This is a genomic window from Selenomonas sp., from assembly GCF_057272215.1.
Genome location: NZ_DBHIUY010000006.1, coordinates 102905 through 125257, shown reverse-complemented (window position 1 = coordinate 125257; position 22353 = coordinate 102905). Strand labels below are relative to the sequence as shown.

Here is a 22353-nt window from a genome sequence, read left to right as displayed (position 1 = left end):
AGCCGGGCACCGACCCGCAGAAGCCGGGCACCGACCCGCAGAAGCCGGGCACCGACCCGCAGAAGCCGGGCACCGATCCGCAGAAGCCGGGTACCGACCCGCAGAAACCGGGTACCGACCCGCAGAAGCCGGGCAAAGACCCGCAGAAGCCGGGCACCGACCCGCAGAAGCCGGGCACAAACCCGCAGAAGCCGAAGCCGCAGCCGAAGATCGAATACGGCGACTACGAGACGAAGCTTATGAGCGGCGTCAAGTCGGCGATGACGGCATCGACGATGGCGTGGCGTGCTGAGGCGAACGACCTTATGAAGCGCATGGGCGACCTCAGACTCTCGCCGGAAGATACCGGCATCTGGGCGCGTGTCTATCGCGGCAAGTCGTCGAGCGACAAGGACAAGACGAACTTCGAGATGAACTACACGACGATTCAGGTCGGCTACGATAAGAAGGTCGGAGACGATTGGCGCGTCGGCGTCGCCGGAAGCTATATGAAGGGAACGTCTTCCTTTGCAAAGGGCAATGGCGAAAACAAGGAAGGCAACCTTGGCGTCTACGGCACATGGTCGGGCAAGAACGGCGAATATGTCGATCTCATCGCAAAGATCGGCAGACTCTCTAGCGAGTACACCGTCTACAACGCCTTCAATCACTATGTCAAGGGCGACTTCCACACATGGGGCGGCTCGCTCTCGGCAGAGTACGGCAGACGCATCGCCATGCAGGGCGGCAGCTTCATTGAGCCGCAGATCGAGATGATTTACAGCCATCTGAACGGCGCCAACTACACGGGCGAGACGGACTATGTCGGGCAGAAGATGTATGTACGCCAAGGCGCGATGAACAGCTTCGTCGGGCGCATTGGCCTTGGCTTCGGTCAAGAAACGAAGAGCAGCACATGGTTCCTGAAGGCATCGCTCTATCATGAATTCGCGGGCGATCTCTCGACGGACTACTCTGACGGGACGAATCCGTGGAAAACGACGCATCAAGAAGGAAAAGATACATGGCTTGGTCTTCAGCTCGGCGGCACGATGAAGCTCAGTGACAAAACGAGCCTCTATGGCACATTTGAAAAGACTTTCGGCGGCGACATCAAGACCGATTGGCGCATCGACGCAGGTCTTCGCTGGAGCTTCTGAGACAGAAAAGAAGAAAAGCAGGCAGGCGGCGGGATCTTTTCGCCCGCCGCCGTACCTGCAAACATGGTTTTTTGGTTAGGGAGGAACTCGGATGAGTGAGAAAAAAGCAGAAGAAAAGAATGAGATGAAGAAAGACGCGGCGACGGAAAGCATGGTTGCGAAGGAAAAAGCTGCAAAGCTTCAAGCCTATTTGATACAGGAGAAGATTTCGGGCATTGAGATGCACAAGGCGGAGGATGCCGTGCATTCGCATGTTTTTCGCAGCAATCTGCCGCTCAGAGGGCAGGATCTGCCCTTCATGATCCTCGTGGATGACAGTGTCTACACGTTGATTCAGATCGAAGTCGCCGCACGTATCGCTGCGGCGAAGGAGAAGCCGAGCCTTGCGGCATACTTGGACAATCTGAACAACGAGTACCGTATGCTGAAGTACAACAGCGATGAAGCGGGCAATCTCCTGCTGACCTGCTGCATCCCGTCGGGTGTAGAGCAGTTCGACCCGTCGCTGATCGTTGCCTTGGTGAACCAGATCCAAGGCCATCTGGAAGCGGTCTATCCCGACATCATGAAGCATCTGTGGGAAGGCGGCGAGCCGGAGAAGAAGCGCTGAGACACATGGCGTAGAAGGAAAAGCATAAAAGGAGCATCGGCATGAGAAAAACGCATGTCGATGCTCCTTTTCCGTTATTTTATCGGGGATTCCTTTACATGCCGCCGCTTTTCAATACGCCGAAGAGTACGCCGAGTACGCCGGATGCGGCGAGGATCGTGATGACGCCATATTTGTAATGCATGGCGATCAGCGCGAAGGCGATGATGACGATGCTGCTCCATTCGGTCGCATCGAAGCTTGTGGGAAGGCTTTCCGTGTTCCAGACGGCGAGCAGGATGAAGTCGATCGCCGCGCCGCAAATGAGAGCGATGACGGCGGGGCGCAGACCGTTCAAGATGCCGCGGATTGAGCCGATGTCGCCATACTTGAAGAAGAGTTTGGCGAGCGCGATGCCGAGGATCAGCGACGGGAAGGCGAAGCCCGCCGTCGCGGCGACGGCGCCCCAGGTGCCCGCGACCGTCATGCCCGCGAAGGTCGCGGCGTTGATGCCGATGGGACCGGGCGTCATCTGCGAGATCGTGAAGATGTCGATGAACTGCGCGAGTGTCAGCCAGCCGCGCTCATCGACGACGGCTGCCTGGATGAGCGGCATGGAAGCGTAGCCGCCGCCGACGCAGAAGATGCTGACCTTGGCAAATTCGAGGAAGAGCTGAAGATAGATCATGATCGCGCCCCCTCAGCCGAATTTCCTGTCCTGCATGAGGACGAGGCCGATGATGCCGTCGATGATGACGAGCAGCATGATGTTGACATCGAAGAATACGTTGGCGACGAAGGTCGCGAGGACGATCGTCATGGGCAGCAGGAGGCGCGTCTTCGCCTGCTTGATGAAGAGGTCGATGGCGACCTTCAAAATCAGCGCCGTCGCGCCGCACTGCATTCCTTTCAAGGCGAGCTGCACCGTCGGATTGCTGGCAAAAGCGTCGTAGCAGCGTGCGATGACAGAAAGCGTGATGAGGGGCGGCAACACTGTCGCGAGGAGCGCCGTCAGAGAGCCGGCGAGTCCCGCCATGCGATAGCCGAGGATGATGCAGGCGTTGACGGCGACGATGCCCGGCATGGACTGCGCGATGGCGACCATGTCGAGCGCCTCTTTGTCGTCAATCCAGCCGTACTCATCGACGTATTTCGCTTTCAAGAGCGGGATGATGACGAAGCCGCCACCGATGGTGACGGCGCTGATGATGAAGGTGGAAGAAAAGAGCTTCCAGTAAAAATGCTTGGCGTCGCGCGGCGCAGGCGACGTCGGAACTTTGGTGTCTGTCATGGGGGTCGCTCCTTTTCGGTGATGGTTCTATCATTATATCACGCGGAAGCTTACGAGAAAACATCCAATGCCGAGGACGCGCGGGCTTTTCGAAGAAAGTGCGGCGATGCGCAGTGATAAAGGCTTGCTTTACCTCCAGCGGCATAGTATCATAAGTAGCGTAAGTTGAGCGGGAAAGCTCAACATGACGAGGTGGGGACCGCGCTTTATCGGAGCTGCCCCCGCATATCTTATATTATTTAAGGAGGAATTTCTTATGAAAACTTGGACTTGCACGGTTTGCGGCTGGGTGTATGATGAAGCACAGGGCGATCCCGACTACGATCTCGCGCCGGGCGTTCCTTTCGCCGACTTGCCGGAGGATTTCGTCTGTCCGCTGTGCGGCGTCGGCAAGGATATGTTTGAAGAACAGGCATAACCGTTGGGTATTTTGATAAATGAGGTTAATGATTTCATCAAAATTTTCATGAAATAAATTGATTCTTCTTGTAAATTTTGATATAATCAAAGGCGATGAACTTGGGTTTTCATTTATCAATCCAAGCAATGGAGATGCGTCCCGGTAAGTCGAGGGGATGTCTCGCCGAATTTCAAAGGAGGCAGATTTTACATGAAAGTAACAGTTGTTGGTGCAGGTAATGTCGGAGCTACCGTTGCAAATGTCCTTGCGACGAAAGCATTCTGCAGCGAGGTCGTCCTCGTTGACATCAAGGAAGGCGTGCCTGAGGGCAAGGCCATCGACATCATGCAGACGGCTCACATGCTGAACTTTGACACGACGGTGAAGGGCGTCACGGCTCTGCCGGACGATCCGAACGGCTATGCTCCGACGGCAGGCTCCGAAGTCGTCGTCATTACGTCCGGTATGCCGCGCAAGCCGGGCATGAGCCGCGAGGATCTGATCGGCGTCAACGCGAAGATCGTCAAGAGCGTCGTCGATCAGGCTTTGAAGTTCTCGCCCGATGCGTACTTCATCATCATCTCCAACCCGATGGACGCTATGACGTATCTGGCGCTGAAGGATTCCGGTCTGCCGCGCAACCGCATCCTCGGTCAGGGCGGTATGCTCGACAGTAGCCGTTTCCGCTATTACCTCTCCGTTGCTCTGACGGAAGCCGGCTATCCTGCGACGCCGACGGACATTGACGGCATGGTCTTGGGCGGTCACAGCGACAAGACGATGGTGCCGCTCGTAAGCCATGCTACGCTGCGCGGCGTTCCCGTGACGCAGCTCCTCTCGAAGGAAGCGCTGACGGATGTTGTTGAAAAGACGAAGGTCGGCGGCGCGACGCTCACGAAGCTGCTCGGCACGTCCGCATGGATGGCTCCGGGCGCTGCGGCTGCGATGATGGTCGAGGCGATCGCTCTCGATGCGAAGAAGCTCATTCCGTGCTGCGTCGGCTTGGACGGCGAGTACGGCGAGAAGGATCTCGCGATCGGCGTGCCCGTGATCTTGGGCAAGGGCGGCTGCGAGAAGATCATCGAGGTGCAGTTCTCCGACGAGGAGAAAGCGAAGTTCGCGGAGAGCGTCGCTGCTGCGCGCGATACGAATTCGAAGCTCGGCGATGCTTTGAAGTAAGCATCCCAAAAGCTGCATATAAAAGGACTGCTGCATTTTCTGCGGCAGTCCTTTTTCGATGGAAAAATGCTGCCGGCATCCCTCGGAGGGGGACGTGACAGCATTTTAGTGACGATATCTTATTTCATGCGCGCTTGGCGAAGCATCCACAGCGATTTGGCGTACTTTTTAATGAAGTCGTCCATGAGCATGGATGTGACGTAGCGATTCGCCTCGTCGGCGGCTTTCTTGAGATTGCGTACTTCTTCGTAGAGATAGGTGAAGTCCTTCTCCACTTCGGCGAGGATCTCATCCGAGGACACGAAGCCCGGCTTTGCTTCTTCGATCTTTGCGGTTGCCAGGAAGTCCTTGAGTGACGACAGCGGCTCATGGTTGATCTGCAGCAAGCTCTCGGCGATGGCGTCAATATCATCGCGCACGCTGTCATAGTAGCTTTCGAGCTGCGCATGGACGGGGAAGAAATCGGGACCTTTGACGTACCAATGATAGTGCTGAAGCTTGTGATATTCGACAACGAGGTCAGAAAGAAGCTGGTTCAACATTTTGTGCATAAAAAAATCCTCCTTTGCAATTTAAGGGCAAAAAATCTGCGTGGAATATCTTTTGCTATTATAGCACAAATGGTACGAGTTAACAAATAACATTTATTCTCTGTTGTGGGCAATCCGATGATTTCTATGCTATAATTAAAGAAGTGAAAATGCGAGAAGTGTGATATAATAGATAGGAATGCCAAAAAGCGGCATCGAATATGGAGGAATCTGTTGCATGATTTATATGAAGGATGTTTCCAAAGTTTATGATAACGGCACGGTGGCGCTCGATCATGTGAATGTCAAGATTGAAAAGGGCGATTTCGTTTTTCTCGTGGGGGCGAGCGGTGCGGGTAAGTCGACGTTTGTGCGTATGCTGCTGCGCGAGATCTTGCCGACGAGCGGCAAGCTGCGCGTCAACGGGCATGATATGATGAAGCTCAGGGCAAAGGATGTGCCGTATATGCGGCGTGGGCTTGGCGTGATCTTTCAAGACTACCGCCTTTTGCCCGATAAGACGGTCTATGAAAACGTCGCCTTTGCTATGGAGGTCATCGAAGCGCCGCGCCGACTCATGCAGCGAAGCGTCAACGCCGTATTGGATATCGTGGGGCTGCGTGAGAAGTGGAAAAACTTCCCGTCACAGCTTTCGGGCGGCGAGCAGCAGCGTGTGGCGATTGCGCGTGCGATCGTCAACGATCCTGCGCTCATCATCGCCGATGAGCCGACGGGCAACCTCGATCCTGAGACTTCGTGGGAGATCATGGACATCTTCCGCCGCATCAACGATGCAGGAGCGACGATCGTCATGGCGACGCACGACAAGAACATCGTTGATACGATGAAGAAGCGCGTCATCGCTATCGAGGGCGGCCGCATCGTGCGCGACGAGGCAAAGGGGGGATACGGCTATGAAGCTTAGGACGGTGGAATACTTCATCCGTGAGGTCTGCATCTCGATCAAGCGCAACAACTGGATGTCGTTTGCGTCCATCAGTACGGTCGCCGTATCGCTCTTCGTACTCGGCATGTTCCTCATCATCGTGCTCAATATGAACCGCATGGCTTCGATGCTTGAATCGCAGGTGCAGATCAACGTCTACTTGGAAGATACGCTCAAAGACTCGGAGATTGACGATCTTGAGGATGATTTGAAAAAGATGCAGGGCATCGAGAGCGTGCAGTATGTGAGCCGTGAGGATGCAATCGTGCGTCTTCGGGAGCGTCTTGGCGATCAAAAGTACCTGCTCGATGCGCTCGATGAAAAGAATCCTTTGCCGAATGCTTTTGAAGTCACGGTCAAGCAGCCGACGATGGTGGAGACGGCTGCAAAGGCGATTGAGAAGTTCGGCGGCGTCGAGTCGGTGAAGTATGGACAGGACGTCGTCGAGCATCTTTTCGATATGACACGGCTCGTGCGTATCTTCGGCTTTACACTCATGCTTCTCTTGGCAGGCGCGACGCTTTTCATCATCTCGAACACGATTCGACTGACGGTTTTTGCGCGGCGCAAGGAAATCGCCATCATGAAGTACGTCGGCGCGACGGATTGGTTCATCCGCTGGCCGTTTCTCTTGGAGGGCGTTGTGCTTGGCTTCTTCGGCGGCGTTTTGGCGTCGATTGCACTTCGGAGCATCTACGGACTGATTACGGCGAAGGTCTACAGCACATTGGCGTTTTTGCCGCTCATACCGCAGTACCCGTTCGTCAACTTCATCAGCATCGTGATGGTTTTAAGCGGCATGGGAATCGGCGCCTTGGGCAGTACGATCTCCTTAAAGCGGTTCCTCAAGGTCTAGGGGGCTTTTTCATGTTTTTGGATTCCACAAGGAAAAATGCGGGAAAGAAAACGGCGGCTGCGTTTTTTTCTGCGCTTTATCTCATGACGCTTTCGCCGCTCGTTCAAGCGGAGAGCTTGGAAGAACAGCGCGATGCGCATATCGAAAAGGCGGAGCAGGCGCAAAAGAAGAAGGATGAGATCGACTCTACGATTGAAGGCTTATCCGAGGAAAAGCGCGCCATTGACGAGGCGGCGGACGAAGCGACGAAGGCGTATAAGGACGTCCGAAAGGAGCTTGACGCGACAGAGGAGCGCATTGATGAAAACGAGGCGAAGCTCCAAGTCTTGAATAAGGATTTCGCGAAGAAGCGCAGTCAGCTTGCCAAGCGCGTGCGCGACATCTATATCAACGGGCAAATCAGCTATCTCGACGTGCTTTTCGGCGCGAAGGATTTTCAGGATTTTTTCACGCGCATGGATCTCTTGAAGCGCGTCATCGAGCAGGATTACGGTCTTGTGCAGGTCGTGTTTGCGGAAAAAACTGCCATTGAACAGTCGCAGAAAGCGCTTGAAACGGATCGCGCGGCGAAGGAAAAACTCGTTCAATCGGCTGCCGAGCGCAAGAAAGAAGCGGAGAAGAAGCAGTCGGCGAAGCAGGCGATCATTGATAAGATGGAAACGGATCGCGCGACGCAGGAACGCATTATCAACGAAAATCTTGCGGCATCCAAGGAAGTCGAGCAGATGATCCGAAACAGCCGCTATCAGCCTGCTTCTCCGGCGCTCTCGGGGGGCGGCGCTCTCAACTGGCCGCTTGGCGGGCCAATCACGTCGCCTTTTGGCTGGCGCGTGCATCCGATCACGGGAGCAAGCCGCTTCCACTCCGGCATTGACATCGGCGGTGATTACGGCGATACGATTCATGCGGCGGGCGCCGGCGTCGTTTCCTATGCGGGTTGGATATCGGGCTACGGCTACGCCGTCATCATCGATCATGGCGGCGGTATATCGACGCTTTACGGGCACAATCAAGCGCTGCTCGTCAGTGAGGGACAGAGCGTCTCGCAGGGGCAGCCGATCGCCGAGTGCGGCTCTACGGGCAATTCCACGGGACCGCACTGCCACTTTGAGGTGCGCGTTGACGGCGAACCGGTCAATCCTATGGGGTATCTTTGATGGATTGCCTTGGATGAGGTGACAGATATTTTGAAAAAGAAAACGATGTTTTTGCTCATCGTCGCAACGGCTTTCGTGACGTTTAATGCGACGGTGTTCGGCTTCTATGCTTTGATGGGCTTCAACGATCATAAGGTGAAGGACGTCATGCGCTTCTTTGGCGCTCTGCGTTTTATTGAGACGCAGTATGTACGTGATGTGGACTATACGAAGCTTATCGACGGCGCTATTGCGGGCATGGTCAAGACGCTGGATGATCCGCATTCCATCTATCTCGACCAGCAGATGTACGAGCTTATGCGCTCGCATACGGAGGGTAGCTTCGGCGGTGTCGGCATCGTCATGGGCTTCAAGGACAACAAGATCACGGTCATTTCCGTCATGGAGGGAACGCCGAGTGAGACGGCGGGCATCAAGACAGGCGATGAGATCATCGCCGTCGATGGTACGCCGACGACTGAGATTGAACCGGAGGGCGTCGCGCTGCGTATTCGCGGTGCGGTGGATACGGATGTGACGCTGCGAATTCATCGCGCGGGCGAAGAGGACAAGGATTATATCGTGCGGCGTGCGACGATTCAGGTGCATACGGTCGCGGGGCAGATGCTGCCCGATACGGACGGCATCGGTTATATCCGTATCGCATCCTTCTCGGAACATACGGCAGACGAGTTCAAAGAGGCTTATCGTGCACTGGAGGAAAGCGGCGTCAAGGGCATGATTATCGATCTGCGCGAAAATCCCGGAGGTCTTGTGACGAGCTGTGTAGAGGTCGCCAACATGCTCGTGCCGCAGGGACCTGTCGTCTCCGTCGTGCAGCGCGACGGCACGCGCGAGGAGTATGATTCGGATCTGGCGGAAGAAAAGTATCCGCTCGTCGTGCTCATCGACGGCAACAGCGCTTCGGCGAGTGAGATCCTCGCAGGCGCTTTGCAGGATACGGGGGCGGCGACGCTCGTCGGTGAGAAGTCGTACGGCAAAGGCTCGGTGCAGGTCGTCCTGCCGCTTTACGACGACGATGCGCTGAAGCTCACGATCGCCAAGTATTATACGCCGTCGGGCAGAAGCATCGACGGCACGGGCATTGATCCGGACGTCGCCGTCGAGCCGCAGGCGGACGGTGCGGATGACGTGCAGCTCTTGAAGGCGATTGACGTCATGAAGGGGAAGATTGCGGGCGTTGGCGCAAAGGTTATATAAAGAAGAGGCGCGGAGACTGTGGCAGAGATTTGCCTGCGCATCGATGATGTGAAAAGGGAAGCGGAGCAGACTTGTGAAGACGTGGGAATGCGCATGTCTATGGCAATCAGTCTCTACTTGAAAAATTGAAGATGGCTCCATGCGGTTCTCACGATGGAGATAAATACGATCTGTATCCATGAGATACCGGTGAATATCACGACGAATCGCTGCGTCAAATTGCGCGGCGATTTTTTATTTGAGAAGAAAATGGGACATTTAGATTTATTTTGTAATTTTTATATAAATTTTGCTATATGTTCTATAAATTTGTGCTATAATAGACAGGCATATATCCGCCTGTATCATAGGGCGTAAATTATTACGGGGAGCGATATCATGAAAAATGAACACAATGAGTTTATGCAGCATGAGCTGCGGCTGCCGGAACTTACCGTGCGCGGTATGCTCTTGGGCGCTGTATTGACGGTGATCTTTACGGCGTCAAACGTCTATCTGGGTCTGAAGGTCGGCCTGACTTTTTCATCCGCCATTCCGGCGGCTGTCATCTCGATGGCGGTTCTCAAGATGGCAAAGGATTCCAATATCCTTGAAAACAACATGGTGCAGACGCAGGCCTCGGCTGCGGGTACATTATCCGCCATCATCTTCATCATTCCGGGGATGCTTATGATCGGCTATTGGCACGGTTTTGAGTTCACACAGACGCTTCTGGTCGCGGCATGCGGCGGCTGCCTGGGTGTGCTCTTTACGATCCCTCTGCGCCGCGCGATGGTCGTCCACAGCGATCTCGCGTATCCTGAGGGCGTTGCGGCAGCGGAGATATTGAAGGTCAATACGCATGGTGAAGGCGGCAAGAGTGAGGGTACGGGGCTGAAAGAGATCCTCTCGGGCAGCGTCGTCGCCGGCATTGTCGCGCTCTGTACGAACGGCTTTCAGGTGCTGGCGGGTGCGCTTTCCGTCTGGATTCCCATTGGGCGCGGCATGACGCAGTTCCCCATCGGTTATTCGTCGGCGCTCGTCGGTGCGGGATATCTCATCGGCATTGCGAGCGGTATCGCCATGCTCGTCGGCATTCTTATCGCCTGGGCGGGTTTTGTGCCTTTTTACACGATCACGGGCGCGCCGCCCGACGGCGTGACGATGCAGAAGTTTGCCGCCGCCGTCTATCAGGAGCGCGTGCGCCTCATCGGCGCGGGCGCTATGGGCGTCGCTGCGGTATGGACGCTCATTACTCTTGCGCGTCCCGTCATCGACGGCATGAAGGAATCGCTTGCCGCTATGCGTATGCCGGAGACGGTCAAGGATAGGCACCGCATGGACATCGACATGTCGATGAAGAGCATCGGCTTCGTATTCCTGCTGACGGTCGCCGGACTTCTCGCGGTCTTTTACGCTTTTGTCAGTCCTGAAGGTCTGCCGAGCGGGCAGGTGCTCGCTTTCACGCTCATCGGCGTCGGCGTCGCCGTATTCATGGGCTTCTTCGTCGCTGCCGCCTGCGCCTATATGGCGGGACTTGTCGGTACGTCGTCGAGTCCGATCTCAGGCATCGGCATCCTTGGCATCATCGTCGCGTCGCTCGTCATGTATGCGCTCTGCTCTTCGTTCGGTATTTTCGATTTGCCGGGCGGCGAGAAGTTCGCAACGGCGACGGCGATCTTCACGACGTCGATCATCCTCGCCATCGCCTGCATTTCGAACGACAATATGCAGGATCTCAAGACGGGCTGGCTCGTCGGTGCGACGCCGTGGCGTCAGCAGGTCGCGCTGCTCTTGGGCTGCGTCGTCGGTGCGCTCGTCATCGCGCCTGTGCTGAACCTTCTCTATGAAGCGTATGGCTTCGTCGGAGCTTTGCCGCGCGAAGGCATGGATCCCGCGCAGGCGCTCGCTGCGCCGCAGGCGGTGCTCATGAAAACGATCGCCGAGGGGATCTTCTCGAATAATCTCGCTTGGGAGTATATCTATATCGGTCTTGCCCTTGGCGTTGTCATCGTGCTCGTCGACATCATGCTGCGCCGCACGACAAGGCATCTTGCACTGCCGCCTTTGGCGGTGGGCATGGGCATCTACCTGCCGCCGAGCATCCAGACGCCGCTCGTGATCGGCGCTGTCCTTGGCTACCTTCTCGATAAGAAGCTCGCCAGCCGCAGTAAGGAGGAGGGCAAGGCGGCGCGCCGCCGCGGCACGCTCTTCGCCTCGGGACTGATCGTTGGCGAATCCATCGTCGGCGTCGCACTCGCCGGTCTCATCGCCGTCTCCGTATCGAGCGGCGGCAGTGAAAGTCCGCTCGCGGTCGTCGGCGCCGACTTCGCCGATACGGCGGAAATGCTCGGTCTCGTCGTATTCGCGCTCGTAGTATTCCTCCTGGGACGCGTTGTGACTGCCAAGGGAAAATAAGAAAGAAAACGAAAAAGCTGCTGCATCTTATCGGGTGCAGCAGCTTTTTGCGTCCGGTGGAAAGAGACATGAGAAGAATAAACAATTATATGTACGATAGATAGATATAAAATATAATATAAATCTTGATGAATATAAAAAATATGGCAGGATTTTTTAATTTTTTGGAGAAGAATCTTATAGCAAGAGTTCGTTATGTACACCTAGAGGAGAGGGAGGAGTTTCGCATGAGTGTTGAAAAAGAAAAGACAAATGTTCTCGGGGGGGGGTATAGGTTTTCAAATCAATGCAGTGACGGGCATGGGTATAGCCGTCATGCTCATCATCGTTACGAGCTTCATCGCCTACATGAGCTTTGAGGCGCTGGTCGATGCCGGCAAACGCGAAACGATGCTGGAGAATAAGCAGATCGCCTATCGGATTGAGCAGCGATACAGCCGCGCTGTGCGAATCAGCAGCCGCATGGAAAGGGAGATGCAGAAGCGGCTCTCTGTTGCGCCGCCCGAAAATAGCCGCGATGCGGTCGTTGCCATGCTCGTCGACGAGATGTCAGAAAGCGCGGGTATCGCATCGGTGGCGGTCATTCTCGAAGGCGCTTCGGGAGCAGAGGCGCTGAATGTTTTCGCCGACTATGAAGGAAAGATCGGTGCGGTGCAAGATGCCATGCAGAGCGATTGGTACAAGACCGTGAAAAATACGGGCAGGCCGTTCCTTGCGCAGCCCGCTTTGACACAGAACGGGCATTTGACAGCGCGCTACGTTTTGCCTATTGAAGTAAACGGACGGGTTCTCGGTGTCGTTTGTGCGAATATCAGTATGACGGAGATACAGGAAGGCATCGAAAAGCTCAGTCGGGAAGAAAATTATTATGGCGTCTTTACGCGTCAGGGCAGCATGATCGCACATGGCTTGAAGAAGGACCTGATTCTCAAGAAATTTTATGATCTCTTTCCTATGACGGATGCGGAAATTGCGGAAGCTTTCGATGAAAGTACGGTCACGACTATGGAGCGTGAGTCGCCGAGTACAGGCGTCGATTCGGTTTACTGTTTCTACCCCATGCACCTTGAAGGGGTGGATTCGGAATGGATGGTGTTCTCCACGACGGAGCGCGACGTCTTTACGGCGACAGCGAAGAAGATGGTCTGGTCTGCCGTCGCCATCGCATTCGTCTGCTGCGTCATCCTGCTTGTATTCATGGGCTTCTTCGTCCATAAGCGCATCGCTACGCCCTTGAGTGAGATCACGTCTGTCATCGAGAAGCTCGCTCATCTCGACGTGCGTGCAGACGAGTCACACGCTTATCTCAGAGAGCGCAACGATGAGATCGGCACGATGTCGCGCAGCATCGCCACGCTTCGGAACAACCTGCGCACGGTCATCGACAAGATCAGCTACTCCTCTCAGGCTGTCGCCGCGACGAGCGAAGAGCTTACGGCGACGGCGCAGTCCACGGCAGACTCTGCACGCGACGTCGCGTCCGCCATCCACAACATTGCCGACGGCGCGACGAGTCAGGCGCAGGATACGCAGAACGCTTCCATGCATATCGACGAGATCATGGTGCTCATGGACGAAAATAAGGAAATCCTGCACCAGATCAATCAAGCGACCGGCAACATCCGCCGTGAAAAAGATGAAGGCGCGGAAATCCTCAGCAATCTCGTGAAGAAGTCGGAAGAAACGGCACAGGCGACGGAAGATGTCGCACGTGTCGTCGAGGAGACGAACAAGAGCGCCGAAGATATTGAAAAAGCCAGCGAGATGATTCAGTCGATTTCGGCGCAGACGAATTTGCTCGCACTGAACGCCGCGATTGAGGCGGCTCGTGCAGGTGACGCGGGGCGCGGCTTCGCCGTCGTCGCTGAAGAGATCCGCACGCTTGCCGAGCAGTCGAAGAGCTTCACCGATGAAATCAGCGCCATCATCGTCGGTCTCAAGACGAAGGCGCAGGAAGCCGTCAATACCATGCAAGTTTCCAAGCGGCTTTTCGCTGAAACGCAGATCAGCCTCGAAAAGACGCAGGGAAAATTCCAGAAGATCACGGAAGCTGTCGATACGACGGAAGAAGTCATGGGTACGATGAATAAGTCTACGGATGAAATTACCGCGAAGAATCATGCTATCGCGGAAGTTGTACAGGGACTCTCGGCGCTCGCAGAAGAGAACGCTGCGACGAGCGAAGAAGGAAATGCCGCCGTCGAGACGCAGACACATTCGCTGCAGGATATTGCTGAAGCGAGCGAAGGTTTGGCGAATGTCGCTATGGATTTGAACGGCGAGATCGGCAAGTTTAAGGTCTGAGCTTTTGTCAAGAAACCAGCCCGATGGAAGTGTTTCCGTCGGGCTGGTTTTTTCGATGACGACGGGGCTGCTGTAAACGGCGGTGCAGATGTGTTTCACCGCTGTGTTTTGGATGAATAAGCAGACCGCTTGCTCGAAAGGGAATAAAAATACTTAACAAAAAGCTGAATATTCGATATAATAAAAATAGAAGAATCCTTGATGAATTCCGTCGATTGTCTTTACCATGAAACCCCAAGAAGTCAAGCCCGAGGGGCGCAGATTCATGGAAGGAGGTTTTTGCGATGGATGTCCATGTGGAACGGCTGCATCGTGTGAAACCGCTGGCGCCGATTCACTTCTTTGAGGAGACGGCGCGGCGCGAGAAAAAGCAGGAGACAGCGGAAGAAAGAAAGCCGCTTCGCGGCACGGAGTCAGATGCTTATGCGGTGGAGATCTCTGCAGAGGGCAGACGTGCGGCGGCAGGTGTTGAGACGTGCGGCAGGATGGTGGAGGGTTTTTGATGGTTGTGTGGGACGACGAGAAAAGCCCCGCTTGAGCGCTTCTCGAAAGAGAGGACGCACAGGCGGGGCTTTTTGATTGTTTGCCATACTGCCAAAGGAAGTTGTCGAGATTTTCCGCCTTGACAATGTGCGCTGCAGTGCATACTATGATAGTAGAAAAGATAAGGAGAGTGTACGATGCGAATACTCAAAGAAGATGTTTCCGCAGAGTATGGAGCGCTGATTCAAAAATTTCGTCTGATAGATGATACGTTTTTCAATGTATGCTTTGACAACTATATCGAAGGAATGCAGCTTCTGCTGCGCATTTTCTTTGACCGAGACGATCTCGTCGTCAAGCATGTGGTCACGCAGCAGAGCGCGGACAATCTCTACGGGCGAGGTGTACGCTTTGATGTGCTGGCGGAAGACAGCGAGGGGAAGCTCTACGATTGTGAAGTTCAGCGGGCAAACGAAGGTGCAGCTGCACGACGGGCAAGATACAACAGCAGCATGATCGATGCGCGGGAGCTGTCGAAAGGCACAGCGTTTTGCGAACTTCCGGAAACGTGGGTGATCTTCATTACGGAAAATGATGTCTATGGAGCCGGCTGCCCTTTGTATCATGTGGAGCGAATCATTCAAGAGATACAGCGTCCTTTTGGCGATGGAGCGCATATTCTTTATGTCAATGGCTCGAATCGTGAGGATACGCCGCTTGGAAGGCTCATGCAGGATTTCTTTTGTGAGAACCCGAAAAAGATGTATTACAAGGAATTAGCGAACCGTGCAGATTATTTCAAAACAGAAGCAGAGGGGGTACATACCATGTGTGAGCTTATGGAAAAGTTTGGTGAGAAAAAATTAGAAGAAGGTCGTATCGAGTCTGCTCGACGGACGGCAACCGCCTTGCTGGCGTTGGGCAAGCTCACGGTTTCGCAGATAGCAGATGCGACGCAGTTATCGTTGGAAGAAGTGAAGCGATTGGCTGGAACGACGGGCGTATGAAAGACCGCAGGAATTTTGCAATAGGAAAAAGCCCCGCTTGACAGAAGCAGAGGGGGTACATACCATGTGTGAACTTATGGAAAAGTTTGGTGAGAAAAAATTAGAAGAGGGTCGTATCGAGTCTGCTCGACGGACGGCAGCCGCCTTGCTGGCGTTGGGCAAGCTTACAGTTTCGCAGATAGCAGATGCGACGCAGTTGTCGTTGGAAGAAGTGCAGCGATTGGCTGGAACGACGGGCGCATGAAAGACCGCAGGAATTTTGCAATAGGAAAAAGCCCCGCTTGAGCGCTTCTCGAAAGAGAGGACGCGCAGGCGGGGCTTTTTGTTTCCATTACCATGAAGTCCCAAGAGTTCAAGCCGAAGGTGCAGAGTGATTGGCTAGACTTCTGTAAGGCGTGAGGACATATGTACAGCGTGCTTCTTTGCTAGTGCCATCGCAGGAAACGGGATAAAAAGCGCATCATGCCGTCATGTGTGGTGGCTGAACATATGTTCTGAAAGTTTACTTGCGATGATTTTTGAGAAAGTTGCCGATCCTTGCGAGGGCTTCGGAGATCTTGTCAATGGATGTGGCGTAGGAACAGCGGATGTGACCTTTGCCGCTTTCGCCGAAAGCGCTGCCGGGGACGAGGGCAACGTGCTCTTTGCGCAGAAGGTTTTCGGCAAATTCTTCGTCCGTGTAGCCGCTCGACGCGATGTTTGGGAAGATGTAGAAAGCGCCTTTCGGTTCGAAGCATGAGAGACCGAGTTTCAAAAAGCCGTCGTAGATAAGGCGGCGGCGGCGGTCGTACTCGGCGACCATCTTTTTCATGTACTTTTCGCCGCGGCGCAGCGCTTCGATGGCGGCAATCTGTGCTGTGATGGGAGCGCAGAGCATCGTGTACTGATGGATTTTCGTCATGGCGGCGATGATGTCGGGATTGCCGAGCGCGTAGCCGATGCGCCAGCCGGTCATGGCGTAGGCTTTAGAGAAGCCGTTTAGGAGGATCGTGCGCTCTTTCATGTTGGGCAGAGAGGAAAACGCCGTGTGCTTCATGCCGCCGTAGGTGAGGTCGCCGTAGATTTCGTCGGATATGACGATGAGGTCGTGCTTTTCGGCGAAAGCGGCGATTTTCAGAAGATCGTCCTTTGCCATGACGGCGCCCGTCGGGTTGTTCGGGTAGCCGATGAGAAGCGCTTTCGTACGCTTTGTTATATGTGGTTCCAGCTCTTCGGGTGTAATGCGAAAGTCATTTTCGAGCTTTGCGGCGACGGGGACGACTTTGCCGCCCGCGAATGTGACGCAGGCTTGGTAGGAAACGTAGCAAGGCTCGGGGATCAAGACTTCGTCGCCGGGTGAGAGGATGGCGCGTAAGGCGAGATCCAAGGCTTCGCTGACACCGACGGTGATGAGGATGTCCTTCGTCGGTTCGTAGAGGGCGTCGTGTTCGCGTGCGTAGAGGGCGGCGATTTCTTCGCGCAGCTCAAGCATACCGCGATTCGCCGTATAGGAAGTGTAGCCCTGCTCAAGACCGTGGACGCAGCTTTCGCGAATCGACCAAGGCGTGACAAAATCCGGCTCACCGACGCCTAAAGAAACGACGTCATCCATTTCGGCGGCGATGTCGAAGTATTTGCGTATGCCCGAGGGCGGCACGGCATGGACGGCGGGTGCGATGCGGTCAGTCCATTTCGTCATGGCGACACCACCAGTCGGCGGTCTTTCTCTTTGTCGTCGATGATCGTACCGTCCTTCTTGTACGCTTTGAGCATGAAGTGGCTGCGTGTCTGCGTGACGCCTTCGATGGTCGAGAGTCGTGTCGCGACGAAGTTGGCGACGTCTTGCAGGGATTTGCCCTCGATGATGACGAGGAGATCGAAGCTGCCGCTCATGAGGTAGACGGTGCGTACTTCTTCAAAGCGATAGATGCGCTCGGCGATGGCGTCAAAGCCGACTTCTCGCTCGGGCGTAAGGTTGACTTCGATGATGGCATTGACGCTGTTGTCACCGAATTTTTGCCAGTTGATCAAGGTGTTGTAACTCAAGATGATCTTATCTTGTTCAAGCCCTTTGATTTCCTTTTCTACTTCATACTCGCTTTTCTTGAGTACGGCGGCGATTTCGCCGATGGGACGTCGGGCGTCGTGCTCTAAGAGTTCCAGGAGTTCGCGCATGATCATTTCCCCTTCTCTGCTAAAATTCGCATACTTGCGGAGATTCGTCTTTCATCATATAATATAAAATACACGAAGATCATATCATAGAATAAATAAGGAAATCAATCGCTTTTTCGAAAAGCGAAGGGGGATTGCTTATGATGACGGGCATCATCGGGGTGTCAAAAGACGAGCAGAAGGGGTATTCGGCGGCGCTGACAAAGGCGCTGGCTTTTTTGCGCTCGCAGGATTTTCGCAGTATGTCGGAAGGACGCCATGAGATCGACGGTGATAAGATCTTCGCGCTGCTCTCGCGCTATACGACGCGTCCGCAGGCTGAGTGCGTACCCGAGGCGCACCGAAAATTCGTGGATATACAGTATGTTGCGGAGGGGGAGGAGTTCCTTGGCTGGTGCCCGATGAGTCCTGACCTCTTGGAGATGACGCCGTACGATGAGGAGAAAGACGCCATCTTCTACCGCGCCTTGATTCCTGAGAGCAATATTTTGCTCAAGGCGGGAAGTTATGCCGTGCTCTATCCGGAGGATGTGCACCGTCCGGGTGTTTCTGTGCTTGATGAGTATCCGGCGGAGGTGACGAAGGTCGTCGTGAAGATTGATTTGGATTTGATGAAGCAATAAAGAAATTGACAGATGCGGTGCGAAGAGCCAATGGAGAGGATGGTCTGCAGGCATGAGTGTAAGAAGACTTTTTGTAGAGAAACGACAGGGGTATTTTGATATTCCGGCGCAGCAGCTTTGCGATGATCTGACGGAGACGTTTCGTCTGGCAACGGAGCTTAAGGCAGTGCGCATCTTTATTCGCTATGATATCGAGGGGCTTTCTGATGAGGAGTATAAGGCGGTGCGCGACGTCGTCTTTTCTGAGCCGCCCGTCGATACGATCTACGAGGAAAAACTCCCCGACTTTCCCGAGTCGAAAGCGTTCGCCGTCGAGTATTTGCCGGGGCAGTATGATCAGCGTGCGGATTCGGCGGCGCAGTGTGTGCAGCTCGTGACACAGAAGGAGCGTCCGACGATTCGCACGGCGCTCGTCTATGTACTTGTCGGTTCGATTTCTCCGGCGCTCTTGGCGCAAATTAAGGAATACTGCATCAATAAGGTTGAGAGTCGCGAGGCGTCGCTGCAGAAGCCTGCTACGCTTGCGGAGAAGATCGAGGAGCCTGCCGATGTTGAGACGATCGCAGGTTTTTGTCAGATGGATGCGGCGTCGCTTGGGCGTTTTATGGTAGAACGCGGCTTTGCCATGAGCATCGAGGATCTGCAGTTTTGCCAGAAGTACTTTGTGACGGCGGAGAAGCGCGACCCGACGATCACGGAGCTTCGCGTCATCGACACATATTGGTCGGATCACTGCCGCCATACGACGTTCATGACGGTCATTGACAAGGTGGATTTCGGCAACGGCAAGTATGCGCCGATGCTCGCGCAGGCATTGAAGCTCTATATGCTCGATCGTGAGAAGGTTCATGCGGGGAAAAAGAGCGACGTTTCTTTGATGGATCTCGCCTGCATCGGTATGAAGGCTTTGCGTCAGCAGGGGCTTTTGGAAGATCTGGACGCTTCCGATGAGGTCAATGCCTGCAGCATCGTCGTACCTGTGGTGATTGATGAAAAGGAAGAAAAGTGGCTCGTGATGTTCAAGAACGAGACGCACAATCATCCGACGGAGATCGAGCCTTTCGGCGGTGCGGCGACGTGCTTGGGCGGTGCGATCCGCGATCCGCTGTCGGGGCGTGCCTATGTCTATCAGGCGATGCGCGTGACGGGATCTGCCGATCCGCGCGGCAGGATCGACGCTACGTTGCCGGGAAAGCTGCCGCAGAAGAAGATCACACAGGGGGCGGCGGCAGGCTTCAGCGCCTACGGCAACCAGATCGGTCTTGCAACGGGCGCGGTGCATGAGGTCTACCATGAGGGCTACATGGCGAAGCGCATGGAGATCGGTGCGGTTTTAGGCGCTGTGCCGCAGGCAGATGTCGTACGTCAGACGCCGGAGCCGGGCGACGTCGTCGTCTTGGTCGGCGGCAGGACAGGGCGTGACGGCTGCGGCGGTGCGACAGGCTCTTCGAAGGTGCATACGGAAGCTTCGCTGACGACGGCGGGCGCCGAGGTGCAGAAGGGAAATCCGCCGACGGAGCGCAAGATCCAGCGTCTTTTCCGCCACCCTGAAGTCAGCCGCTTCATCAAGCGTTGTAACGACTTCGGCGCGGGCGGTGTTGCGGTCGCTGTCGGAGAGCTTGCGCCGTCTTTGGCGATTGATCTCGATGCGATCAAGAAGAAGTATGAAGGTCTCGACGGTACAGAACTCGCTATCTCCGAGTCGCAGGAGCGCATGGCGGTCGTCATGCGTCCCGAAGCGCTGCCCGTCCTCATAGCGTTTGCTGATCGTGAGAACCTAGAAGCGACGCCGATTGCTCAAGTCACGGATACGGGCAGGCTTGAGATGGTCTGGCGCGGTCAGCGCATCGTCAGCTTGGCGCGTGTGTTTCTTGATACGAACGGCGTCAAGCAGCATGCTCGCGTGCAGCTCCAATCGCCCGATGTGGAGTCGAACTATCTGCGCCGCCTGCCGCCTGCGGTCGTCAAGAATCAAAGCAATCTCACGGCGGCATGGCTTGCAAATCTCGCCGACATCAATGTTGCCAGTCAGAAGGGGCTTTCCGAGCGCTTTGATTCGACGGTCGGCGCGGGCACGGTCTTGATGCCGTTCGGCGGCAAGAATCAGCTGTCGCCGCAGCAGGGAATGGTTGCGAAGATTCCTGTCAAGTCGGGAGAAACGGATACGGCGACGGCGATGACGTTTGGCTTCGATCCGTATCTGACGGAGTGGAGCCCGTTCCACGGCGCACTCTATGCCATCGTGGAAGCGGTGACGAAGATGGTGGCGCTCGGTGCGGATGCATCGACTGTGCGCCTTTCGCTGCAGGAATACTTTGAAAGCCTTGGCAAAGATCCCGAAAAATGGGGTATGCCGTTTGCGGCGCTCTTGGGTGCGCTTTGGGCGCAGCATGAGCTTCGTGTTCCCGCTGTCGGCGGCAAGGATTCGATGTCGGGCACGTTTGAGAACATCCATGTGCCGCCGACGGTCGTCGCTTTCGCCGTCAACGTCATGAAGGCAAGCGAGGCGATCTCTGCGGAATTCAAGTATGCGAACAGCAAGGTCTATGCCATCGAAGTGCCGACCGATGCGAACGATCTGCCCGTATTCGCCAACTTGCGCCGCAACTATGAGCGCGTGCACGCGCTCATGCAGAGCCGCCGCGTCTTTTCGGCATCGAGTGTCGGCAGGGGCGGCATCGCAGCGGCTTTGACGAAGATGTGCTTGGGCAATGACCTTGGTTTCAAGGCTGCGCCCGGCGCCATCAAGTTTGAAGATCTCTTCCGCCCGGCTTATGGCACGCTGCTTCTTGAGATGAGCGAGGCGGTCAACGTGACGGAAGCGCTCGCCGGCGTCAAGTGGACGCTGCTTGGACGTACGACGACGGTCGCGAGCATCGTCTGCAACGGCATGGTGCAGACGCTTAACGAGCTGCGAGAGCCGTACACGTCGGCGCTTGACGGCATCTTCCCTGCGACGGTCAGGAGTAAGGGCAGGACGGCGTCGCCTGCCGCGCCGTTCCGCCGCGGCGTGCGGCAGCGCGCCAGCGACCGCTACACAAAGCCGCGCATCTTCATGCCCGTGTTCCCCGGCGCCAACTGCGAATATGAAACGCAGCGCGCTTTCGAGAAGGCGGGCGGCGAAGTTGATACGCTCGTCATTCGGAATCTCACGCCGCAGGCGGTTGAAGAATCGGTACAGGCAATCGCCGCCGGCATCAACAAGGCGCAGATCCTCATGCTGCCGGGCGGCTTCTCAGGCGGCGATGAGCCGGACGGATCGGGTAAGTTCATCGCGGCGACGCTCAGAAATCCGCGCATCGCCGAGGAGATCATGGAACTTCTCCAGAAGCGCGAGGGGCTGATCCTCGGTATATGCAACGGATTCCAAGCCCTCATCAAGCTCGGGCTTCTGCCCTATGGCAAGATTATGCCGCTCGATTGGGAGGCGCCGACGCTCACGCACAACACGATCGGCAGACATGTCTCGTGCATGGTGCAGACGCGCATCATGTCGAACCTCTCGCCGTGGTTCAACAACGTCTCGGTCGGCGATATTCATACGATCGCCGTTTCGCATGGTGAGGGACGCTTCGTTGCCGATAAGGAAGTCATCGCGAGGATGCGTATTCGCGGTCAGATCGCGGCGCAGTATGTCGATGAATCGGGCGAGCCGACGATGGAATCGCCGTTCAACCCGAACGGCTCCACCGAAGCGATTGAGGCGATCACAAGCCCCAATGGACGAATCCTTGGCAAGATGGGTCACTCCGAGCGTGTCGGCGACAACATCTCGAAGAATGTGCCGGGCAACAAGGAGCAGGGACTCTTCGACGCAGGCGTGCGCTTCTTCCGCTGAGGCGCTGAAAATAGTCAAAAAAGAAGGGCAAGCCGCAAGGCAAGCCCTTCTTTTTTGGGATAGAGAAAGAATTAGATTTTCAAGCAGCAGGGAGGCACAGAAGTGTGGAAAGAGCCGCCGTTGCCGCTGGCATCGAGCCGGCTGCTGGATTCCTGCTCGATACGAAAAGTATAGCATGGTAAGATTAAAGGACAGGTGCAGTCGCAATTAAAAAGCAATTAACAATCCCGACCAAAATAGAAGGGATTGTTAATTGCTTG

Annotated in this window: 19 protein-coding genes and 1 pseudogene; 15 read left to right on the top strand and 5 right to left on the bottom strand. The window is 55.3% G+C overall.

Annotated features, from left to right (window positions below; translation table 11 throughout):
- Together ACO5Z0_RS07040 and ACO5Z0_RS07035 are read left to right on the top strand one after the other, a co-directional pair.
- Positions 1 to 1139, top strand: a 1139-nt coding sequence (locus tag ACO5Z0_RS07040; protein WP_485649706.1) for an autotransporter outer membrane beta-barrel domain-containing protein, incomplete at its 5' end; no start/stop codon positions are given.
- A gap of 91 nt (positions 1140 to 1230) precedes the next feature.
- A complete protein-coding gene (locus tag ACO5Z0_RS07035; RefSeq protein WP_442676748.1) occupies positions 1231 to 1749 on the top strand; it encodes a hypothetical protein in 519 nt (172 codons plus the stop codon).
- Between the two features lie 94 nt (positions 1750 to 1843).
- Here ACO5Z0_RS07035 and ACO5Z0_RS07030 read toward each other — a convergent pair whose 3' ends face one another.
- Positions 1844 to 2416: a chromate transporter gene (locus ACO5Z0_RS07030; RefSeq protein WP_485649705.1), complete on the bottom strand. Its 573-nt coding sequence runs from the start codon at positions 2414 to 2416 to the stop codon at positions 1844 to 1846.
- A gap of 12 nt (positions 2417 to 2428) precedes the next feature.
- Positions 2429 to 3019: a chromate transporter gene (locus ACO5Z0_RS07025; RefSeq protein WP_485649704.1), complete on the bottom strand. Its 591-nt coding sequence runs from the start codon at positions 3017 to 3019 to the stop codon at positions 2429 to 2431.
- 256 nt (positions 3020 to 3275) lie between these two features.
- Between ACO5Z0_RS07025 and ACO5Z0_RS07020 the strand changes: the two genes are divergently transcribed.
- Both ACO5Z0_RS07020 and ACO5Z0_RS07015 read left to right on the top strand, forming a co-directional pair.
- Complete coding sequence (locus tag ACO5Z0_RS07020; RefSeq protein ID WP_442673864.1) at positions 3276 to 3437, top strand: rubredoxin; 162 nt, start codon at positions 3276 to 3278, stop codon at positions 3435 to 3437.
- A 192-nt stretch (positions 3438 to 3629) separates the two neighbouring features.
- A complete protein-coding gene (locus ACO5Z0_RS07015; RefSeq protein WP_013740926.1) occupies positions 3630 to 4598 on the top strand; it encodes a malate dehydrogenase in 969 nt (322 codons plus the stop codon).
- A gap of 119 nt (positions 4599 to 4717) precedes the next feature.
- On the opposite strand, the gene ACO5Z0_RS07010 is transcribed toward ACO5Z0_RS07015, so the two are convergent.
- On the bottom strand, positions 4718 to 5149 hold the full coding sequence (locus ACO5Z0_RS07010; protein WP_485649703.1) for a Dps family protein: 432 nt from the start codon (positions 5147 to 5149) through the stop codon (positions 4718 to 4720).
- Positions 5150 to 5366: 217 nt separating this feature from the next.
- On the opposite strand from ACO5Z0_RS07010, the gene ftsE reads away from it, so the two are divergent.
- The 9 genes and pseudogenes from ftsE to ACO5Z0_RS06965 form a co-directional block, all read left to right on the top strand.
- Positions 5367 to 6053 (top strand): cell division ATP-binding protein FtsE, encoded by a 687-nt coding sequence (ftsE, locus tag ACO5Z0_RS07005; RefSeq protein ID WP_442673503.1) that lies wholly within the window; start codon positions 5367 to 5369, stop codon positions 6051 to 6053.
- Positions 6043 to 6930, top strand: coding sequence for a permease-like cell division protein FtsX (gene ftsX, locus ACO5Z0_RS07000; protein ID WP_442673502.1), 888 nt, complete (start codon positions 6043 to 6045; stop codon positions 6928 to 6930). The genes ftsE and ftsX overlap by 11 nt, the downstream gene beginning before the upstream one ends.
- A gap of 11 nt (positions 6931 to 6941) precedes the next feature.
- On the top strand, positions 6942 to 8087 hold the full coding sequence (locus tag ACO5Z0_RS06995) for a murein hydrolase activator EnvC family protein (RefSeq protein WP_485649702.1): 1146 nt from the start codon (positions 6942 to 6944) through the stop codon (positions 8085 to 8087).
- Positions 8088 to 8117: 30 nt separating this feature from the next.
- The gene (locus ACO5Z0_RS06990; RefSeq protein WP_442676744.1) at positions 8118 to 9287 is read left to right on the top strand and encodes a S41 family peptidase; all 1170 of its coding nucleotides are present in this window, start codon (positions 8118 to 8120) and stop codon (positions 9285 to 9287) included.
- Between the two features lie 378 nt (positions 9288 to 9665).
- Positions 9666 to 11684: an OPT family oligopeptide transporter gene (locus ACO5Z0_RS06985; protein ID WP_485649701.1), complete on the top strand. Its 2019-nt coding sequence runs from the start codon at positions 9666 to 9668 to the stop codon at positions 11682 to 11684.
- A gap of 231 nt (positions 11685 to 11915) precedes the next feature.
- A complete protein-coding gene (locus ACO5Z0_RS06980; RefSeq protein ID WP_485649700.1) occupies positions 11916 to 13988 on the top strand; it encodes a methyl-accepting chemotaxis protein in 2073 nt (690 codons plus the stop codon).
- Between the two features lie 284 nt (positions 13989 to 14272).
- Entirely contained in the window at positions 14273 to 14491 is a 219-nt protein-coding gene (locus tag ACO5Z0_RS06975; protein ID WP_442673497.1) for a cell division protein ZipA, read from the top strand.
- 177 nt (positions 14492 to 14668) lie between these two features.
- Positions 14669 to 15478, top strand: a complete 810-nt coding sequence (locus ACO5Z0_RS06970; protein ID WP_485649699.1) for a PD-(D/E)XK nuclease family transposase — start codon at positions 14669 to 14671, stop codon at positions 15476 to 15478.
- A gap of 40 nt (positions 15479 to 15518) precedes the next feature.
- Positions 15519 to 15722 (top strand): annotated as a pseudogene (locus tag ACO5Z0_RS06965) (nuclease); the annotation flags it as partial.
- 258 nt (positions 15723 to 15980) lie between these two features.
- Here ACO5Z0_RS06965 and ACO5Z0_RS06960 read toward each other — a convergent pair.
- On the bottom strand, positions 15981 to 17156 hold the full coding sequence (locus ACO5Z0_RS06960) for an aminotransferase class I/II-fold pyridoxal phosphate-dependent enzyme (protein WP_485649698.1): 1176 nt from the start codon (positions 17154 to 17156) through the stop codon (positions 15981 to 15983).
- Entirely contained in the window at positions 17153 to 17632 is a 480-nt protein-coding gene (locus ACO5Z0_RS06955; protein ID WP_442673112.1) for an Lrp/AsnC family transcriptional regulator, read from the bottom strand. Before ACO5Z0_RS06955 ends, ACO5Z0_RS06960 begins: the two co-directional genes overlap by 4 nt.
- Positions 17633 to 17772: 140 nt before the next feature.
- On the opposite strand from ACO5Z0_RS06955, the gene ACO5Z0_RS06950 reads away from it, so the two are divergent.
- Positions 17773 to 18255 (top strand): NanQ anomerase/TabA/YiaL family protein, encoded by a 483-nt coding sequence (locus ACO5Z0_RS06950; RefSeq protein WP_442673111.1) that lies wholly within the window; start codon positions 17773 to 17775, stop codon positions 18253 to 18255.
- A 52-nt stretch (positions 18256 to 18307) separates the two neighbouring features.
- Entirely contained in the window at positions 18308 to 22093 is a 3786-nt protein-coding gene (locus ACO5Z0_RS06945; RefSeq protein WP_485649697.1) for a phosphoribosylformylglycinamidine synthase, read from the top strand.
- Positions 22094 to 22353 lie beyond the last annotated feature (260 nt).

Excerpts from the sequence above, each read along its gene's own strand:
- ACO5Z0_RS07035 (WP_442676748.1), top strand. The coding sequence starts at position 1,231 with ATGAGTGAGAAAAAAGCAGAAGAAAAGAATGAGATGAAGAAAGACGCG.
- ACO5Z0_RS07030 (WP_485649705.1), bottom strand. The coding sequence starts at position 2,416 with ATGATCTATCTTCAGCTCTTCCTCGAATTTGCCAAGGTCAGCATCTTC.
- ACO5Z0_RS07025 (WP_485649704.1), bottom strand. The coding sequence starts at position 3,019 with ATGACAGACACCAAAGTTCCGACGTCGCCTGCGCCGCGCGACGCCAAG.
- ACO5Z0_RS07020 (WP_442673864.1), top strand. The coding sequence starts at position 3,276 with ATGAAAACTTGGACTTGCACGGTTTGCGGCTGGGTGTATGATGAAGCA.
- ACO5Z0_RS07015 (WP_013740926.1), top strand. The coding sequence starts at position 3,630 with ATGAAAGTAACAGTTGTTGGTGCAGGTAATGTCGGAGCTACCGTTGCA.
- ACO5Z0_RS07010 (WP_485649703.1), bottom strand. The coding sequence starts at position 5,149 with ATGCACAAAATGTTGAACCAGCTTCTTTCTGACCTCGTTGTCGAATAT.
- ftsE (WP_442673503.1), top strand. The coding sequence starts at position 5,367 with ATGATTTATATGAAGGATGTTTCCAAAGTTTATGATAACGGCACGGTG.
- ftsX (WP_442673502.1), top strand. The coding sequence starts at position 6,043 with ATGAAGCTTAGGACGGTGGAATACTTCATCCGTGAGGTCTGCATCTCG.
- ACO5Z0_RS06995 (WP_485649702.1), top strand. The coding sequence starts at position 6,942 with ATGTTTTTGGATTCCACAAGGAAAAATGCGGGAAAGAAAACGGCGGCT.
- ACO5Z0_RS06985 (WP_485649701.1), top strand. The coding sequence starts at position 9,666 with ATGAAAAATGAACACAATGAGTTTATGCAGCATGAGCTGCGGCTGCCG.
- ACO5Z0_RS06975 (WP_442673497.1), top strand. The coding sequence starts at position 14,273 with ATGGATGTCCATGTGGAACGGCTGCATCGTGTGAAACCGCTGGCGCCG.
- ACO5Z0_RS06970 (WP_485649699.1), top strand. The coding sequence starts at position 14,669 with ATGCGAATACTCAAAGAAGATGTTTCCGCAGAGTATGGAGCGCTGATT.
- ACO5Z0_RS06960 (WP_485649698.1), bottom strand. The coding sequence starts at position 17,156 with ATGACGAAATGGACTGACCGCATCGCACCCGCCGTCCATGCCGTGCCG.
- ACO5Z0_RS06955 (WP_442673112.1), bottom strand. The coding sequence starts at position 17,632 with ATGCGCGAACTCCTGGAACTCTTAGAGCACGACGCCCGACGTCCCATC.
- ACO5Z0_RS06950 (WP_442673111.1), top strand. The coding sequence starts at position 17,773 with ATGATGACGGGCATCATCGGGGTGTCAAAAGACGAGCAGAAGGGGTAT.
- ACO5Z0_RS06945 (WP_485649697.1), top strand. The coding sequence starts at position 18,308 with ATGAGTGTAAGAAGACTTTTTGTAGAGAAACGACAGGGGTATTTTGAT.